This window comes from Pedobacter sp. HDW13 (assembly GCF_011303555.1).
Lineage (GTDB): Bacteria > Bacteroidota > Bacteroidia > Sphingobacteriales > Sphingobacteriaceae > Pedobacter.
This window is the reverse complement of record NZ_CP049868.1, coordinates 4,230,877-4,248,731: the sequence shown is the minus strand read 5'-3', so window position 1 is coordinate 4,248,731 and position 17,855 is coordinate 4,230,877. Positions and strand designations below refer to the sequence as shown.

The following is a 17,855-nucleotide window of genomic DNA, read 5'->3' as shown; positions in this document are numbered from 1 at the left end:
TTTAATTAAAGTATCTCATTGCCTGCTCGCCTATCCATCTACCCATAGGAACGGGCACGGCATTACCGATGAGTTTGTAAGAGCTCCGTTTGTCTGGAAAAATAAAATCATCTGGAAAGCCCTGTAATCTGGCATACTCTCTAATTGAAAAAGGCCTTAAGCCGTATTCGTTATCATTCGTAACTACCATACGAGTTCCCAGATCCTTAGCGTAATGCGCTACACACGTAGGCGCTACTGCATTAATAATGTTTGGATCAACAATTATAGGCCTATCCCGATATTTTCCGTTAATTCGAGACACTACATAATCAGGCATATCATAAACCGGATTAGACTCAATTAGATCCTTAATCTTTGGCCTAGATCCAATCTGTGCAGGATGGAATATATAAAACGGTTTTCGAGTTCCGATCAATATTAATCTGTTTCTCTTTTGAGGTAGCCAATTGGTAGCCTCTACAGGGCAAAATACGTTAACATAGTAATCTGGCAACTTAGTCATTGCCTCCATAACCACGTCAAACTTTTTCATCCCTGGCACATTCTCAACAACGTACATCTCAGGCTTTTTAATAGCTATATGCCTAAAGAAATGCAGAAACAGATCATCTCCGGTTCTTGTGCCGTGAATATCGGCAATCGTTGAATACTTTGTGCACGGGTAAGTGCCAATGATAATGTCAGAGTCAGGCTGATCGCATACACGCTTAACGCATATATCCTCCTGTAAAACACTATGATTGAAATAGTGCTTATTCAATGACATGCATTCAGTTGCATCCTGATCTAAATCTAAGGACTGAATTATATTTACTCCAGCCTGCATCATCCCGATTTCAGCACCACCACAACCAGAAAAATATCCCTTTGCTGTTGGAATGTAACTATTGCTCACCATTACGATCAGCCATATCAAAAGCCTTAACATCAAATTTCTTGCCCTCTACCCGACACAGATACTCATCAGCAACCTCTTGAACTTGTAATTTCAATTTTTTGATCTCTTGTTTAAGATCCTCGATTTGATTTAACATAATATTTGAATTTTAAATTTTGGCAAAAAAAAAGCAGCGGCAAGAACTGCACACTGCTTTGATCTGGATGATTAGGACTTTAAACCATATCGGCTCACGCCTCTTTTTTAATCTATCCTACATTAACTCCCTCTCATGAGTTACACTTTAAATGGATGGGGAATGACACCCTAATTCACACTATACCAATCTACACAATGGCCATTCCCTTTTCCTGCAAAGACGGCTGGATTCGAACCAACACCGATAACTTAACACGCTACCGAACTACCATTATTCTACGTCCTTTAAACCCCTCACATCTCTCTCACACATCAACCTCACATCCCTCTCTCTTATCTTCTGTAAAGATATATTCTTTATTTGAATTATGCAAATTATTCATATATGGATAATTATTTTTATGTTGGCCCACAACTTTCTCCAAAAGCACCAGCTGGCAGCTTCCAAATTTCATCTATGGGCATTATTATTTGTTGATCGTAAGTTAATGACATCGCTTGCATAGCCAATTCTTTCGTGATTGCCTTGTATGGAGATCCTAGAGCCCTTAACTCATTTATGCTCATATTTCGCTTGATTGTAACTCCGAACTTTTTTTCGAATGATTCAACTAAAAGCATACCTTTTGGATTTATTTCTTTAGCGCTAGCAAACTGATTAGCATTACCAAAAATGCAAAACATACAGCTGCATCGCGCCCATCCTAAATAGTAACACGGATGAACTCTAACCCTGTGCCTTTTTATTATTTCCCATACTTGAGATTCAGTCCATCCTTTTACTGGCCTCCAGCGGTCAACTAGTCTCTTAAATGATTTTCCATTACGTAAATCAGATCTGTCAGGCTCTAAATCTGCATATTTGCTTCTCGCAGTACTTTCTTCAGCCCTCTCTCCAGATATGGTACAGATATTTAGGTTTTTAAACCTTTTTTGATTCCTTATAGCACAAGCCCCAACATCAATTTTTAAATAAGCAGAACACCACCTCACAGATAGATCCGCTGATACTTGTGGAAATTTTTCACGTGTAGACGGATCACCAGAAACCCCTCCAACAGTAATAATTTCACCATCTGGAGTTACAAATGATGTTGGAGCAGTCAGGCTTTCATTTCTGAGCATCTCCCTCATAAAGCCTCCTTGCTTCCAAGAAAAGTAAATTTTCACTCCAAATGCATCCGCAAATGCCTGGCAATACGCTGGTGTTACAGGCCAGTCCATGAATTTTGGATCTTTTCCTATCTCTCCGTCAATATTATGATGCCAAAGCTCAATTTTATCCTTAGGTATTCCCATTTCTAAGAGCCTCAAAAAAGCCGCTGTACAGTCTTTACCACCAGAAAAATAAACAATGTATTTATCATAGTTTATCATTCCGTTTTCGAGAAAGAATTTTGTTTGCATGGTATTTCTGGGATTGGGTATTGTTTGTAAATAATTTTGTAATCATCACTAAAGCTGGCATCATGAAATAGATCTATGTAATGCTTTACCAGCTCAATGAATAGCTGCTTATCATTAACTTTCACATCCGATACATACACCTTAGTATTTGGCTGCATTCTGAGCATGAACTTAACAACCTTATCAGCAGCCATGTTAAACTCTTCTGATGGCCTAATCATTTTCTAAAGCTTTCTTAATTGCGGCTAATTCCGCTGATAGTTTTTCGTTTTCCTCTCTAAGACTCTTCTCTCTGTCGTAGTATCCTGTAAGGATTTTAGTTATCTGGAGATTTCTATCGGTAGCGACCGTAAAAGCATCGAGGCACTCAACTAAAATTTTTATTCGATCCTGTTGCTTTTTAACCTTATCAACTGAATTAGGGTTTTTCTTAAGATAGAGAGCGATATCGCTTCGCATCTCAACAACAACCCCCATCATCATCATCGCCAGAATTGACGGGCGTGTATGATCCTGATAAGCCGCTAAATAAATCTCCGATAACTCATAAAAATGTTTTTCGGTATTTGTCATAATTAAAACGGTGGATCATCATCATACTCATCTAGTGGCGTAGGCCGTATAATTATCTCTTTAGTAAAAGGCTTATCAAACTCTATGTTTGGCTGTATTGCCGTTATTGGCCGAACTGTCTGAACTTTCTCTTCATGCTCGAAAGCATAAGAGATATTGCCGTTAATTTCTTCATAGTACCTATTGCCTTTCCAATCAAAGAAAAGCCTACAGATACCTTTTTTACCTACACCTTTTGGTTTAGATTTTTCAACCTGCACAATCAACTCGTTCTCCAGATATGGCCTATCAAATTCTGGATCTATTAAGCCTACAGGCGGCCTCCAAATATTAATCCAACTAAAAGCTTTTCTTAAAGTAGCTTGACCACCAGCAGCCTCACGAGCTTTTGGCATCGCGTAGAAGCTTGTACCACTATCTTTATCGTAAATGAGTTGTTGATTTGAGGGGTGGAAACTAAGAAAAGTGTGCTTATCCTTTTTCTTATTATACTGTCGTAGCATTGTTAACTCATCCTCAATTGCCAAATCTTGCCTACCGCTATTTTCCTGCAAAGCAAGCTTGTGATTAAGTTCGTTCCAAGGTTCAGCCATTAACAGCTCAAATACAGTTTTATATTCAGCCTCATACTCATCGACTTCGGCGATAAGCTCATCAAACGAATAGCTTTTTTCGTCATCATCCGCAATTACAAAATGGTAGTCAACCCAATTAAAAGCTGAATTAAATTCTTTCTCCGTACACGTTGAATAAGGATTTGATTTATAGGGAGATTTCTTGAGGTATTTATGAATAAGCTCCAAAGTAATCTCTTCAGCGTTACCAGACTCTGGACTAAGCACTAAAGACTTTTTACCATATTTAGTTGCCTGGTTCATCAACACTTCAAAGATCACCTCACTCTTTCCATGAGTCGGAGCGCCTTGAAATATCGTAAAAGTACCTTGCTTAACGCTATATAATTCATCCAAACATTTAAAACCAGTATCATCACCTTTCTGCACGCCTTTCTCTCTTAGCTCCTCAACCCTATCCTTAATGGATGATATTCTCTTTAGCATTTAGTTAGTTGTTTGGTAAAATAAATTAGGTGCGCTTTTGTCTTTTGCAGGATCATAATTTAAAAACCTCTCAATCTTATCCGGCCTTAGTATAAATTCCGGAGTTAGGTATTGAAAATTGTTCTCTTTATGATAGGGATCTTTATGGGCGTTTTTCATTGCTTTAAAGATTTCCTTTTTGGTATAGTCTTTTAACCTGGCTTTTAGTGAGTCTTTTATTTTTTGAGTTACTCTAAACTTTCTACCAGCTATATCGTTAAAAGCATCAATAAATTTCTGAGGATCTATCGACTCAGTTGGTACAACTGAGGTTTTAATAATATCATTAATTACAGTATCATTTACAGTATCAATAACAGTATCATTTACAGTTGATTTTGTTGGCTCGTGTTGACACGTGTCAACAAGTGTTGAATTTGTTGACATTTGTTGGAGTTCTTTTTGCGCTTTCTTGCTCTCAGCTGAAGCCTTACCAGCATTTGAGCGCTTCTCTTTTATCGCTTCCCACTTAACTAAATCTCGCTTCATTTGCTGCTTTATTGGCTCAAACACAAGCTCAATCATCAGGTCATTTATGACGGGATCTAAGTCATTTACATACTCCAGCATAACAATCAAAAGCTTGCCAACCTGTTCAAGCGGCATTTTCTTAACTGTATGTAAAAGGTCGGCATAAAGTAGAAAGGATCTTTTATTTTCTGCCATTAGAATTGTTTGGTTATAATAATTGTAGGTTTTCATGTAGGAGCTTTAATCTCCTATGAGCAGCGTCTCTAACCCAGAAATTCAGATTACTTGAGCAAAGTTTGGCAAGGGCAAATATTTCTCCCTCTGCATCCACCTCATAAACAACCTGATTACTTTTCTTTGTTAGGTTGTGTTTGGATCTGAAATTGATCACAACCCAAACCTTTACATTTAGAAAATCAGCTAAATCCCGATCAGAGAAATAGCCATACTTATCCCGTATGTACTGCTCCTGATCGGGCGTTAGATCTTTAACCATAATTAAAACGGCAAATCATCATCCTCATTCTGCTCATTTATTTGAGCATCGCCAATACCACCACCCCATAAGATATGAGAACCTAATAGCGGAATAGCTTTTTTCTGTTCATCAGTAAGCTTGTTGTAAAGCTCTTTTGGCAAAGATTGCTTTACTAAATGGGTATCTTTGGAATCGCCAACTTTGTTTCTTATTTCAAATCCCTCCAGATCCAAATAAACGCCTTTTTCGCCTTGATAAAGGTTATTTATTTCTATAGGAATAACCAGGCATTTAACCATTTTGCCACCCTGTCCTTTAATTTCTCTAACCGAGTGCTTAAGCCCTGCAAGGTTAATTTTTGTGCTAATTCCAGCCATTCTAATTAAATTATTGTTTGTTTAAAAAAATTGTTCTACGTTGTCTATTATATCCTGCCTATCGAAATTAAAGTGCTTTATAATGGTGTCTAAGACAGCAGAATACAGCTCATTAAATTCATATTCATCCATTTTAGCAAATGATATGCTTTTGGGTTTTTTAATCTCTTCTCCGTAAAGATTTGGCCTACTTTCGAAGTAACCAGACTCGACGATCAAGTCGTGCCTGAGGTCATCTAAATGCTGGTAAATCTCCTGATTGTCGAAAACTAGATTGATTAGGGCAAAGAATTTTTTGTGAAACTTATAGTTCCTCGGCTTTGTGATTTCGCACTCAACCATTTCGTTAGGTTTGATCTTTTGAAGCTTCTCGTAATCCGAGTCAAAAGCAACCTTAAAAGTGTTATTTAACTGTTTAACTAAGGATAATTTCATTTACACCATCTCCCCCGAAAATCTTATTATTAGTTATCAAATGCTTGTAATGGTTGATGAAGCTTATAAAATCATAAATTTCATACATAAGATCATCATGCAAGCTATCTGTACATTTGTAGTTTTCTATGTACCAGTACTTAAAATCTGTGATGACATAATTAAACTGCTCTATCGGAGCTCCGTTGTTTTTACAGATTAATGAGCACATTTTATGCTGAATGTGGTCATCATATTTCCCGAATGAATAATTCTCTGTAGTCTTCAGATCCGCATACATTTGCGGAAACTCATAATCGAAGATTCCGTAAAGCTTTATTTTTCCGTATGGGCTATCAATTACTGTCTCTAGCTTCTTTTGTTTGCTGGTGCATCTTTTTAGTTTAGACACTATAGAATGCACCAGCTCCAGATTGAAGTCGTTAACGGTAGACCGATTATCGATTAAATTGTTAATGACATTTTCAAACGCAATTCCCTTTGAAAGGCCATTATGACGCTCGACCTTAACTCTGTTTATTTTATCGATGAGCTCAACAAACTTGTTTAACTCTTCAGTCTTTTTGTAGTACACAAAGCTATCTAATAGCGTTGGGTAAAAAGCATAGCTCACTTGATCCATCTACTCAATCTTTACTACAATTGATTTACCGCCTGTTTGCGCTGGAGGTTGCACCATAAAAGTCTCTCCAGTGTCCTCGTTCACAAACTCGGTTTCCTTTTCAATAGGCTTTAATTTTGCCTGTAATTCAGTTAGCTTAGATTTAGCATCAGTAGCGTTAAAATTTAGCTCATCAAAATCCGGATGCCCACAGACACTGTAGTTATAAACAACCCCCGAATTTCTAAGGGAAAGATTACACCCGTGACGTTTATAATCTTTTTCTTGAGGCAGTTTAACTATCCCTTTTAGCCCATCATTTAGGGCTTTAAAAAACATCTCTCCTTTTTTCGCAAAAATTTTTACATCGACACCATCAATTACCCCGTCATTTACATTTTGGATAATTTTTGAGTTTAGCTCTAATAGCTCGCCTTTAGTTGTAGTTAAAAGTGATTTATTGTTAATGGGGATAATTGGCAATTCAGATTTCTCCTCTAAAAACAAGTTTAACACCGAGAGATCAGGCTGCTTTGAGCTTATCTCTATATTCGCTTTTGATTCTGAAAGCTTTGTTGATTTTTTCATAAACTCCCTCTTCTTTATTTTTAATTCTTATCAGCGCCTGGTTAAACTGCTTCTGATTTAACCACGGCCTATTATCTTTATCTGCTTGCGGCTCTTTCTCTCTGCCAGAAGCCTTATTGCCATCGTCATCCTCTTCTTGCAGATTAAGCAACGATTTTAAAGTGTACCTCCGGAAATAGGTTATTGCACCACCGATCTTTTGGGGATCTAATATTTTTGGGATCTCAAGCGATGACGTTATCATATTTCCAGATTTAACATCTATGATCTGAGTCACCAGATTGCCGTCCAAAACAGGTTGCAGGCACATCAACCCCTGCTCCCTTAATAACGGATCTGTTAACTCTATGAGCTGATTTATATCAGCATACTTAGATTTATGGAAAGGGTTAGTCGTGTCTTTGGTCAGCTTTCCTACTTTAGCTTTCACGAGATCAATTTTCTCGTATATACTTAGGCTTTCCATGTTATAAAAATTGAAATGCAACCAAAGCGATAAAAGCCATCACAGTTAGCCAAACTGTTACATCTCGAATAGCAATCCTAAGAATATGCAGTAAAACAAAAGCCCGTTCGCTTGATGGATCGGGCTTAATGTGGTTCTTTAAAAGATTGTTATAAATTCTCTGTTTTTCTTCTGTAGATACTGTACTACACATCCTTTACCTCGCTTTCTTTTGCTAGCAACCCTATTTCAAGCATCATCTGCTTACCAGATTGTGTTAAACACGGATTATTATTCATTACCCATTGTAACGCCTGTAGGCTAAAAGAAAAAGGCTGATTCCAATCCTTTACATTAGCCCCTATTTCGTTGAAAAATTCGGCCTGCTCTAATGGGCTCATAGAGCTAAATAGTCCGGCCACCTCTTTTACAGAGATTTCCAGATCGTGGGTTACATTTACTTTTAATTTATCCATATCACTAAAGATTTTATCTAAATCCGGTTTTACAATTTCGTTCCAATACCTGTCTTTGATTTCTATCCAGTAGTCAATTAAATAGTCCCAATCATCAGTTTTTCGAAACTCATCGACATCCGTTTGTAATTCGTTTAGATTGTTCTCATTAACGAACTGTAGAAAGTCTGAAGAGTCTACGAGAAAAATCAAAGGATCATCGTCATCACTCATATCTGGTGTTACATATTTGTAATTACAATCAAAGCCAACCTTATCAAAATCGATCAAAGTTATTTTCATATAAACACGTTTCTGCTTTTGCTTCATCAGAATAGGCACACACCTATTGACGCTAAAAGATAGTTAACACTACCATAGGCATACAAGACGGCTAATCTTCGCTCCTTTCAATCCAATCCCTTAATTTAGGGCTGGGCTACTGTTGCCTACAGACATGAGATTTGGCGCTCACATTATCGCCTCCTATTTGTTTGGTTTAATAGGTAAAATTTGCTCCCATCCGATTGCGATCATCGGATAACGCATTTGGGATTATCTGTCTTTATGGAAAGTAGATTGCACATAGGCATCTACCACACTCTTTCTAAATCTCCACTCACCACCTACCTTACTGCATCCTATTTTATGCTTATTATTGTCGACCCAGGTACTCCCTTTTTTGAGATATTGCTGAACTTCTATTGAGTCCATCAAAGGATCAGACTGCTTGACTTTATCTGCCATTTTGATTACCAACTGCTCCAGATTTTCAATCGATTTTTTTAGGCCGTCTAGCTCTTCCGCTTCAATTATTGCAAGTCCTTTCATTAACTACTATTATTACAACATTTACAACTTTTCAGACAAATTTTTTTCGCTCTCGGCCTCTTCAACAGCAGGTACAAACCAAACTTTTACATTATCTCCATCCGTTTCTGAAGTAAATTCTAAGTTCTCTTTAGCTTTTAGCCTACTCATAGTACTTTTTATAGTACCGCTATGCCCTGCACTACATGCCCCTCGAACGATATTCCACCTCCTTTTTTAGCCAAAAGACGTAACGTTTTTGTGAAATTCGGCCTACGAGGTGGCCTTTCAGAAATTATTTTATAATTCATGTTGTATTACTTGTTAATTTTGTTAACTTTGTTGAGTTGTTTTACATTATTGACAATGCAAATGTAACAACTATATCAATCATTACAACTTTTACAACGTTTTAGTTATTAACAAGTTATTAACATTTGTATTTTTATGCACCCCCTTGAAGCATACAGACTCCAAAACAATCTCTCACAGAAAGAGTTAGCTGATTTGATCGAGGTTGATAAAGGCAACCTAAGTAAAATTATATCCGGCAAAAGCGGAATTAGTGCAGATGTCTCATACAGAATAAAGAAAGCTTTAGGCTTAGATATCGAACCGAGCAATCACAAAAAAACGAAACAAGTACCAAAACCAACGGCTAACGCCAAACATTTAGCGGAAATCCATTACCCATTAGAGCCAAATAGCGAATCTCCTTACATCGATCTAGGAGATGGAAATTACTTAATGCTTGTTCCTTTAGTTCAAGAATATGCCTACGCTGGCTACCTGGGTAATTATCAAGATGTAGAATACGTGGAAGAATTACCAAAGCATGCAATTAACGTTTTCAAACACCATAGAGGACTATATAGGGCGTTTGAAGTATTAGGAGACAGTATGGACAATGGAACGTCCGAAAGCATATTAGAGGGAAATATTGTAACTGGCAGCTATTTACAACGCCATCATTGGACAAGCAAACTCCATACTCACAGAGTTGACAATTGGATAATCGTACACAAAAAGTTAGGCATAATAGTAAAACGAATCCATCATAAAGATATTGAACAAGGTATCATAACTATAAAATCTTTAAATCCGAACAAAGATCTCTATCCGGATGAAGATCTCTTACTGGATGACGTAAAGGAATTGTATAGCGTTATTAACATATCTAAACCCACACGGAGAAATGCCAGATAAAAATCAAGGAATCCGACTAAAGGAGGTTAGAAAAAAACTTAAAATCAGCAGCACTGATTTTGCTGCCGAGTTCAACATTCAGCAGTCCTATGTTAGCAGAATGGAAAACGGATTAGTTGAAATTCCAGCCTCCCTACTTTCCGACTTATACAAGAAGTATAAAGCCTTACCGCATTACATTTGCAATGGCTTAGGGAAGGAATTTGAAAACAAGGAAGACAATAAAACAGTAACGGATATATCGGCCATGAAAGCGGATATTCTAGCATTAAAGGCTAAAGTAGATTACTTGACAAAGAAGCTATAACTTACACCATACTTACACCAGCCCAAAAACAAAAACAGTTAAAAGACTGATTTTAAATACTTTAAATAACCAATAGCGAGCACTCAAATATTTGCGCTGCAAATATAAGATATAATCAATTAATAATAATTCTAAATATGTCAGCATTAACTCAAGAAAAAGCAATAATCGCGTTTGGTGAACTAGGCAAAAAGCTTACAAACCCTACTGACATACTAGGAAATGCACTTTATAGTGCCGAAAGTGCCAATGCATGGTTCACTCAAGAAAATATAAAAAAATCTGTTTTATCTTTTGCAGCTATGCTGAATGAGGCCGATTTAGCTCTTTGGTTCGAATCGGCAAGGTTTAGTACATCGCCTAAAAAGGTGGGCTTAATCCTTGCCGGCAATATACCTTTGGTGGGTTTACATGATGTTTTAAGCGTTTTAGCTACCGGAAACATTGCACTCATTAAACTTTCTTCATCTGACGATAAACTGATTAAAACCGTACTGGCAGAGTTGGTTAAGATTGAGCCTGCGTTTGCTGACAATATTGAATATGTAGAGCGTTTAAAATATTTTGATGCAGTTATTGCCACAGGAAGTAATAATTCATCACGATATTTTGATTACTATTTTAGCAAAGTACCCAACATTATCCGCAAAAACAGAAACAGCGTTGCTGTTTTGGATGGAACCGAAAGCAGGGAAGATATCCAAAACTTAGGAGCCGATATTTTCGACTATTTTGGATTAGGGTGCAGGAATGTTTCGAAAGTATATTTCCCTAAAGGTTATGATATTGCCCATTTATACGAAGGTATTGAAAGCAATAACCAAATTATTAACCACTTTAAATACCAAAACAATTACGATTACAATAAATCTATTTATCTGGTAAATGCTGCAAAACATTTCGATAATGGCTTTTTATTGTTAAAAGAAGATGAAAGCCTGGCTTCGCCTTTAGCAGTGCTTTATTACGAAGAATACGAAAACCTGCAAGATGTAGAAGATAAACTGAAAGATAAAGCAGCAGATATTCAATGCGTGGTTACCAAATCTCCAATAAATGTAGCCAGTTTTGATTTCGGCCAAAGCCAACACCCAAAACTTTGGGATTATGCAGATAATGTAAATACAATTGAGTTTTTGAATAGATTTTAAACTTATTTGCATTAATTTTAATTTATGAAAAATTTACTGCTCATCGCCTTTTTTATTTTTACGTTTTCAATTGTAAAAGCTCAAGGCCCTCCAGCCATGGCAGAGCCTACAAATTCTAACAAGCTTCTAATAGATGAACTAATGGAAGTTAGTAGTTATAAAGTGCTGTTCGAAAGTTCCTGTATTTCTCAAATTGATAATATTTCTAAAAAAAATAAATGGACTAACGATAAACTTGAGAAAACAAAGGCAAAATTAAATTTTCAGGATTTTAAAAATTTCACCGTCTATAATGCATTTTCATCCTTAACTACAGAAGAGCTAAAACATTTTATAGCGGCTTACAAATCACTAAAAAAGCGAAAGGTAGAGACAAAATTCTTCCTGTTTAATCCTATTATATCAAATAACATCTCAAACTATCTAACCAATTTTATTATAGACAAATAGCTGATAAACTGGTCAAAAAGCTAGTTAATATTTAAATTGAATTATAGTTTTTTATTTAGATATTCGCTAATTGACCTGAGCCAGTAGATGTATTGTTTCATAAAAGCGCTATCCTTTCTTTGCATTTTCCTATTTGCAAATTTTGCTAAGGCACAGGTATGTACAGGTACTTTTGGTCAACCTTTAATTAACCAGACCTTTGGACAGGGTAATAATACCGATAACTGGTATGGTCCTTTAGCCCAATATGCACCTGGTGCAACTACATTTACCACTTTCATGGGACCTCCGGGGCCAAATTCAAGAGCTTTAGCGCCAAATCAATCAGGCTTGGTTAAAACACCAGCTACTCCGGGCAACCCCTACCCTATTTACTGGCAACCTCACGCAGACCATACCGGCGATAGCAATGGTTTAATGCTTTTAATTGATGGTGTAGCTACCAAAACGGTATTTTTTGAGCAAAAAATGGATGATCTCTGCCCTAATACACTTTTAAGGTTATCAATCTGGGTACTCAATGCCAACTCGGCCGCAGCAAATGCGCAACCACCCAATATGATTTTAAAGGTAACTGACCCCAATAGCAATCTTTTGGGCAGTACATCAACCGAGAATGTAATAGCTGATGGAAGATGGCACCAATATTCACTTGATTTTAGCAACGGCAACAATTCTACTGTAACGCTGCAACTGATAAACGACACGCAGACTAATAGCGGTAATGATTTTGCACTCGACGATATTACCGTACAGGCTTGCGGCCCCGGTATCACTCCTTTTTTTAATCTCAATAATGTATCATTAAGTATGTGTGAGGGGACTACCAGTAGCTTTACCGTAAATGCCAATATCTCGCCAGAATATACCAATCCGGTTTATCAGTGGCAGGAAAACAAGGGCACTGGCTGGGTTGATATTCCTGCTTCAACTACAAAACAAGCGACAATTAACTTTTTAAATCAGCCAGCAGGCACTTATCAATACCGCTTAATTACGGCAATAAACGGCAATATAGATAAAGTGAACTGTCGGGCGGTATCAGCTCCAATAACCGTAACCGTAAATCCACTGCCCATTGCCAAAGCCGAAAAATTTGGCCCTTTCTGTCTTGGAAACACCATTCAACTAAATGCATCAGGCGGTACTAGCTACAGCTGGACCGGGCCAAACGGTTTTACATCAACAGCACAAAGCCCCTTACTCATTAATGCAACTAAAGCCATGGAAGGCGAATATACGGTAACTGTTTCTGCAAATGGTTGTTCAGCAAACGCATCAACCAATGTGCTGATTTACGATCCTGTACAGATTATCACCAACATACAAGTAGCTACTATTTGCGAGGGTAAATCAATCCAGTTAGCAGCATCTGGTGGCACCGAGTATCTTTGGCAGCCGGCAAACGGTCTTTCAGATCCCAAAAGCGCTAGCCCTGTTGCCTCACCAACCGAAACCACAACCTATACTGTAAAAGTTACCAATGGCGCATGCTCTGAAACGGCGCAAATAACCATTAATGTAAATAAAAATGCTATGGCAGATGCCGGAGTGGATCAAAAAATCGTTAACGGGCAAAAAATAACACTAAATGGGAAGGTTTCTGGGGATGTTACCTATTTATGGACACCGGCCGATTATCTTGATGATCCAACTAAACTGAACCCCGTTGCTACACCACCGCGCGATATCACCTACACTTTACACGCTACTTCAAATTCAGGCTGCAGCAGCAGTAGCGACCAAGTTAACATAACTGTTTATCCCAAAGTAGTTATTCCCAATACTTTTTCTCCGAATGGCGATAATGTAAATGACACCTGGAATATACCCGCAGCAGCGTCATTCCCTAATCCGGTTATCAGAATTATCAATCGTTTTGGGAACCTGGTTTACCAAAGTACAGGGCCATTTAAGCCCTGGGATGGTAAAATGAACGGAAAAGAACTTCCACCTGCAGTGTATTATTATTCAGTTTATTTAAACGAAGATTTTCAAACCTATACGGGCTGGCTCATGTTGGTCAGATAAAAAGGGCTTCATACTTTCGCTTATCATTTGGAAATGCTATTTTTGAGCACAATGTATATCGTTAAAGTTAAAGGCATAGCCAAAATTCCGGATTACGTACAGCTAAGAGATGACAAGTTTACGCTTTTAGCTTATTTTAGGGTCGACAGACCCGATAAATCGCTGGAAAAACTGGGCTTGGGCGACAAACAAGAATACATTATGGAAATGGTTAAAGACCTGCCTTTTGGGCAGATTGCAAAATTAGAAATATAACATGACAGGTAACGCAGTAATTCATTTAAGCAATGTTGATGTTTTTCAACAGAAACATCTGGTACTCTCAAACGTAAATTTACACATCGAAAAAGACGAATTTATATTCTTAATCGGTCAAACCGGTTCGGGCAAGAGTAGTTTGCTTAAAATATTATATGGCGATTTACATATTGGCAGTGGTGAGGGCAACATTGCAGGTTTCGATCTTAAAAACCTGAAAGAAAGCCAAGTGCCTTTCTTACGTCGTAAACTGGGTGTAGTTTTTCAGGATTTTCAGCTACTTACCGACAGGACGATTGAAAAAAACCTCGAATTTGTACTCAAAGCCACTGGTTGGAAAGACGAAAAGCTAATTAACGAGCGTATAAAAGATGTTTTAGACAAAGTAGGTTTACGCTCGAAGATCAAAAAGATGCCACACGAAATTTCGGGTGGTGAACAGCAACGTATTGTAATTGCAAGGGCATTGTTAAACGATCCGGAAATTATACTGGCCGATGAACCGACAGGTAACTTAGATCCCGAAACTTCGGAAGAAATTGTAACCTTATTAAAGCAAATCAGTCAGGCCGGAACAGCTGTTTTAATGGCCACACACGATTACCACATCATCCGTACTTTCCCATCGCGTATTATCAAATGCGAAAATGGCATTGTTCACGAAGATGCACAAATAGCATAAAAAATTCTGACATCCGTCAGCTAATCAGCCAAACTGTTCAGATAAATACAAATAAATCTGACAGCTTGGCTGATTTCCGTTTGTGGCAAAATAGTTGAGATTAACACAAAAAAATTCAGCCTGGTATTATGTTTAATAAGAAGAAAAATAACGATAAAGAAGAAAATATAATGAATACTGAAAATACATCAGAAAATACTACCGAAAATGTAGAAAATACTGATGCCGCTGCAAATGTAACTGAGCAGGCTCCGGAACTAACTGCTGAAGAAAAATTACAAGCAGAAGTTCAACAACTTAACGATAAATATCTACGTTTATATGCTGAGTTTGACAATTACAAACGCCGTACACAAAAAGAACGCATAGAGTTATTACAAACCGCTGGTAAAGATGTAATAGTTTCGCTTTTACCAGTTTTAGATGATTTTGACCGTGCATTAAAAGCCATGGAAAGCGCTAGTGAGGTTGCTCCGGTTAAAGAAGGCGTTTTATTGGTTAGCACCAAATTGAAAAACACTTTGGCACAAAAAGGTTTAAAAGATGTGGAAAGCATCAGCCAGCCTTTTAATACAGATTTCCACGAAGCCATTACCAATATCCCTGCCCCTACCGAAGAATTAAAGGGTAAAGTTATTGACGAGGTTGAAAAAGGTTATACTTTAAATGATAATGTGATCCGCTTTGCTAAAGTAGTAGTTGGAGCTTAGAAGAATTGAAAAATTGGAAGGTTAAAGGTTGGAATGTTGTAAACAGCAATTTCAGCAACTGGTTCCAAGCTATGAAATAATGAAGAGAATGTTTGTTTGGTACGTGAACGTTAAACGTTTCAACCTTCAAACATTTTAACGTTTATAAAGAAAATGAGTAAAAGAGATTATTACGACGTATTAGGCGTAACCAAAAGCGCAGCTGCTGACGAGATAAAGAAAGCTTACCGTAAGATGGCGATCAAATATCACCCAGATAAAAATCCGGGAGATAAAGCCGCTGAGGATAAATTTAAAGAAGCTGCAGAAGCATACGAAGTTTTAAGCAGCCCGGAGAAAAAACAGCGTTACGATCAGTTTGGCCATGCCGGTGTAGGCAGTAGTGCCTCTGGTGGTTACGGTGGTGGCAATATGAACATGGATGATATCTTCAGTAATTTCGGAGATATTTTTGGTGGTCATAATCCATTCGAAAGCTTTTTTGGTGGCGGCGGTGGTGGTCAGCAACGTGGCGGCCGACGTGTAGCCAAAGGCTCAAACCTGCGCATTAAGGTTAAATTAACACTTGAAGAGATTGCGCACGGTGCTGAAAAGAAAATTAAGGTTAATAAACTGATTGTATGTAAAACCTGCGATGGTTCTGGTGCAAAAGATAAATCATCGGTAAGTACCTGTGGTACATGCGGTGGTAGCGGCCAGGTACGCAGGGTAACCAATACTATTTTAGGCCAGATGCAAACTGCATCGACCTGCCCTACCTGTAATGGAAGCGGTCAGCAAATTACTGCTAAATGTAATGTTTGCCATGGCGACGGTGTGGTACGTGGCGAAGAAACCATTACCATTAACATTCCTGCTGGTGTAAGCGAAGGCATGCAACTGAGCATGAGTGGCAAAGGAAATGCAGCGCCAAACGGCGGTATTCCGGGCGATCTGATTATCTTAATTGAAGAAACTCCACACGAGACCTTAAAACGTGAAGGCAACAATATTGTTTACGATTTACATTTAAGTTTTGTAGATGCTGCTTTAGGAATGAGCATAGAAGTACCTACAATTGATGGTAAAGCCAAAATTAAAATTGATCCGGGTACCCAAAGCGGAAAGCTATTGCGTTTAAAAGGCAAAGGTTTACCAGAAGTGAACTCTTACCACAGAGGTGATGAGATTATCCACATCAACATCTGGACACCTAAAGCGCTAAGTAGCGATGAACGCAGTGCTTTAGAGAAATTACGCGAATCTCCAAACTTTAAGCCACAGCCTGGCAAAAACGATAAGAGCTTCTTCGAAAGAATGAAAGAATATTTTGAGTAATTAATTCCACATAAATTTAAAAACCGGTGTCACAAGCATCGGTTTTTTTGTTTGTTTTCAAGACGTAATTTCGATTCGAAAGGACGAGTAATAATTATTCACTTTATGTAATCTGCCACTATTTTCGTTTCTAATAAACCTTTCTGCCACATAACCTGTTCTCTGTAAATGAAGTGGAGAATTGGTTGTTCTGGTTTTTATTACCGCGAGTGGAAAGAAGTTTTCTATCCGAAAGGTTTGGCGCAAAAAGATTGGTTTAAGTATTATTGTGAGCATTTTAATACGATAGAAATCAATTCTACCTTTTATAAAATGCCAACTCAAAAATCATTCGACAAATGGTACCATGAAAGTCCTGATGACTTTGTATTTACCATTAAGACTCCACGTTTAATTACACATTACAAACAGCTTAATGATTGTAAAACGCTCATTAACGATTTTTATGCAGCTGTTCAATCAGGCCTAAAAGAAAAAATAGGCTGTATATTATTCCAGTTCCCACCCAAATTTGAATACACTTCCGGTCGGTTGGCCAATCTGACCGAAAATCTAAATTCCGATTTTCAGAATGTGGTAGAGTTTCGTCACCTGAGCTGGTTTAACGAGGAAATTTATCAGGAACTTTCTCAAAGTCATATCATTTTTAGCGGTCAAAGTTATCCCGCTGTCCTACCCGATACGGTAATCCAAAACATGGATAAGGTGTATTATCGCTTTCATGATAAACCCGTACTTTACAAATCGGAATATGATAAAGCATTGATTGATACTTTCCCTAGGCAAATTAAAGCAAACTTTAAGGAGGTTTTTGTTTATTTTAACAATACCTGGGGCACAGCTGCACTGCATAATGCCAAACAATTGCAGCTGGCTGTAAAATAAACATTCAGTCTATGTTATATAATTAAGCGCAAAACTGAAATAAAATAAACCTGTTGATCATGATATTTTGTTATACGAA

General features: G+C 37.6%; 24 protein-coding genes and 1 tRNA gene. 10 read left to right on the top strand and 15 right to left on the bottom strand.

The features are described 5' to 3' along the window. Position 1 precedes the first annotated feature (1 nt). From G7074_RS18060 to G7074_RS27655, 15 genes are all read right to left on the bottom strand, one after another. Positions 2 to 901, bottom strand: a complete 900-nt coding sequence (locus tag G7074_RS18060) for a DNA cytosine methyltransferase (RefSeq protein ID WP_205944088.1) — start codon at positions 899 to 901, stop codon at positions 2 to 4. Then, the gene (locus G7074_RS18055; protein WP_166210324.1) at positions 888 to 1,037 is read right to left on the bottom strand and encodes a hypothetical protein; all 150 of its coding nucleotides are present in this window, start codon (positions 1,035 to 1,037) and stop codon (positions 888 to 890) included. Before G7074_RS18055 ends, G7074_RS18060 begins: the two co-directional genes overlap by 14 nt. Positions 1,038 to 1,254: 217 nt before the next feature. Beyond that, positions 1,255 to 1,325 (bottom strand) — tRNA-Asn (locus tag G7074_RS18050). 113 nt (positions 1,326 to 1,438) lie between these two features. After that, complete coding sequence (locus tag G7074_RS18045; protein WP_166210321.1) at positions 1,439 to 2,446, bottom strand: phosphoadenosine phosphosulfate reductase family protein; 1,008 nt, start codon at positions 2,444 to 2,446, stop codon at positions 1,439 to 1,441. 213 nt (positions 2,447 to 2,659) lie between these two features. Then, positions 2,660 to 3,019, bottom strand: coding sequence for a hypothetical protein (locus tag G7074_RS18040; protein WP_166210318.1), 360 nt, complete (start codon positions 3,017 to 3,019; stop codon positions 2,660 to 2,662). A 2-nt stretch (positions 3,020 to 3,021) separates the two neighbouring features. Beyond that, positions 3,022 to 4,080 (bottom strand): hypothetical protein, encoded by a 1,059-nt coding sequence (locus tag G7074_RS18035; RefSeq protein ID WP_166210315.1) that lies wholly within the window; start codon positions 4,078 to 4,080, stop codon positions 3,022 to 3,024. Then, on the bottom strand, positions 4,081 to 4,821 hold the full coding sequence (locus G7074_RS18030; RefSeq protein WP_166210312.1) for a DUF6291 domain-containing protein: 741 nt from the start codon (positions 4,819 to 4,821) through the stop codon (positions 4,081 to 4,083). It abuts the gene before it with no gap. A 267-nt stretch (positions 4,822 to 5,088) separates the two neighbouring features. Further along, positions 5,089 to 5,445, bottom strand: a complete 357-nt coding sequence (locus tag G7074_RS18025; protein WP_166210309.1) for a hypothetical protein — start codon at positions 5,443 to 5,445, stop codon at positions 5,089 to 5,091. Positions 5,446 to 5,466: 21 nt separating this feature from the next. Further along, positions 5,467 to 5,880: a DUF1367 family protein gene (locus G7074_RS27985; RefSeq protein WP_166210306.1), complete on the bottom strand. Its 414-nt coding sequence runs from the start codon at positions 5,878 to 5,880 to the stop codon at positions 5,467 to 5,469. Beyond that, positions 5,861 to 6,502, bottom strand: coding sequence for a hypothetical protein (locus G7074_RS18015; RefSeq protein ID WP_166210303.1), 642 nt, complete (start codon positions 6,500 to 6,502; stop codon positions 5,861 to 5,863). The genes G7074_RS27985 and G7074_RS18015 overlap by 20 nt, the downstream gene beginning before the upstream one ends. After that, a complete protein-coding gene (locus G7074_RS18010) occupies positions 6,503 to 7,069 on the bottom strand; it encodes a hypothetical protein (RefSeq protein ID WP_166210300.1) in 567 nt (188 codons plus the stop codon). Continuing rightward, positions 7,005 to 7,535: an ERF family protein gene (locus tag G7074_RS18005; RefSeq protein ID WP_166210297.1), complete on the bottom strand. Its 531-nt coding sequence runs from the start codon at positions 7,533 to 7,535 to the stop codon at positions 7,005 to 7,007. The genes G7074_RS18010 and G7074_RS18005 overlap by 65 nt, the downstream gene beginning before the upstream one ends. Positions 7,536 to 7,720: 185 nt before the next feature. Next, the gene (locus tag G7074_RS18000) at positions 7,721 to 8,299 is read right to left on the bottom strand and encodes a hypothetical protein (RefSeq protein WP_166210294.1); all 579 of its coding nucleotides are present in this window, start codon (positions 8,297 to 8,299) and stop codon (positions 7,721 to 7,723) included. A 225-nt stretch (positions 8,300 to 8,524) separates the two neighbouring features. Continuing rightward, a complete protein-coding gene (locus G7074_RS17995; RefSeq protein WP_166210291.1) occupies positions 8,525 to 8,800 on the bottom strand; it encodes a helix-turn-helix domain-containing protein in 276 nt (91 codons plus the stop codon). A 21-nt stretch (positions 8,801 to 8,821) separates the two neighbouring features. Next, entirely contained in the window at positions 8,822 to 8,950 is a 129-nt protein-coding gene (locus G7074_RS27655) for a hypothetical protein (protein WP_255456742.1), read from the bottom strand. Positions 8,951 to 9,226: 276 nt separating this feature from the next. Here G7074_RS27655 and G7074_RS17990 point away from each other — a divergent pair, with 276 nt between their 5' ends. The 10 genes from G7074_RS17990 (at position 9,227) to G7074_RS17945 (ending at position 17,776) form a co-directional block, all read left to right on the top strand. Further along, positions 9,227 to 9,985, top strand: coding sequence for a helix-turn-helix transcriptional regulator (locus G7074_RS17990; protein ID WP_166210288.1), 759 nt, complete (start codon positions 9,227 to 9,229; stop codon positions 9,983 to 9,985). Further along, the gene (locus G7074_RS17985) at positions 9,975 to 10,292 is read left to right on the top strand and encodes a helix-turn-helix transcriptional regulator (RefSeq protein ID WP_166210285.1); all 318 of its coding nucleotides are present in this window, start codon (positions 9,975 to 9,977) and stop codon (positions 10,290 to 10,292) included. Before G7074_RS17990 ends, G7074_RS17985 begins: the two co-directional genes overlap by 11 nt. A gap of 137 nt (positions 10,293 to 10,429) precedes the next feature. Further along, on the top strand, positions 10,430 to 11,443 hold the full coding sequence (locus G7074_RS17980) for an acyl-CoA reductase (protein ID WP_124562283.1): 1,014 nt from the start codon (positions 10,430 to 10,432) through the stop codon (positions 11,441 to 11,443). 24 nt (positions 11,444 to 11,467) lie between these two features. Beyond that, the gene (locus G7074_RS17975) at positions 11,468 to 11,893 is read left to right on the top strand and encodes a hypothetical protein (protein WP_124562282.1); all 426 of its coding nucleotides are present in this window, start codon (positions 11,468 to 11,470) and stop codon (positions 11,891 to 11,893) included. Between the two features lie 87 nt (positions 11,894 to 11,980). Next, positions 11,981 to 13,924: a gliding motility-associated C-terminal domain-containing protein gene (locus G7074_RS17970; RefSeq protein ID WP_166210282.1), complete on the top strand. Its 1,944-nt coding sequence runs from the start codon at positions 11,981 to 11,983 to the stop codon at positions 13,922 to 13,924. Between the two features lie 51 nt (positions 13,925 to 13,975). Then, positions 13,976 to 14,179 (top strand): hypothetical protein, encoded by a 204-nt coding sequence (locus G7074_RS17965; RefSeq protein ID WP_057932355.1) that lies wholly within the window; start codon positions 13,976 to 13,978, stop codon positions 14,177 to 14,179. Position 14,180: 1 nt separating this feature from the next. After that, positions 14,181 to 14,864, top strand: coding sequence for a cell division ATP-binding protein FtsE (locus G7074_RS17960; RefSeq protein WP_124562280.1), 684 nt, complete (start codon positions 14,181 to 14,183; stop codon positions 14,862 to 14,864). A 128-nt stretch (positions 14,865 to 14,992) separates the two neighbouring features. Beyond that, positions 14,993 to 15,574: a nucleotide exchange factor GrpE gene (locus G7074_RS17955; protein WP_166210279.1), complete on the top strand. Its 582-nt coding sequence runs from the start codon at positions 14,993 to 14,995 to the stop codon at positions 15,572 to 15,574. Between the two features lie 153 nt (positions 15,575 to 15,727). Then, positions 15,728 to 16,891, top strand: coding sequence for a molecular chaperone DnaJ (dnaJ, locus tag G7074_RS17950; protein ID WP_124562278.1), 1,164 nt, complete (start codon positions 15,728 to 15,730; stop codon positions 16,889 to 16,891). Between the two features lie 168 nt (positions 16,892 to 17,059). Further along, complete coding sequence (locus tag G7074_RS17945) at positions 17,060 to 17,776, top strand: DUF72 domain-containing protein (RefSeq protein WP_166210276.1); 717 nt, start codon at positions 17,060 to 17,062, stop codon at positions 17,774 to 17,776. The last annotated feature ends 79 nt before the right edge of the window (positions 17,777 to 17,855 follow it).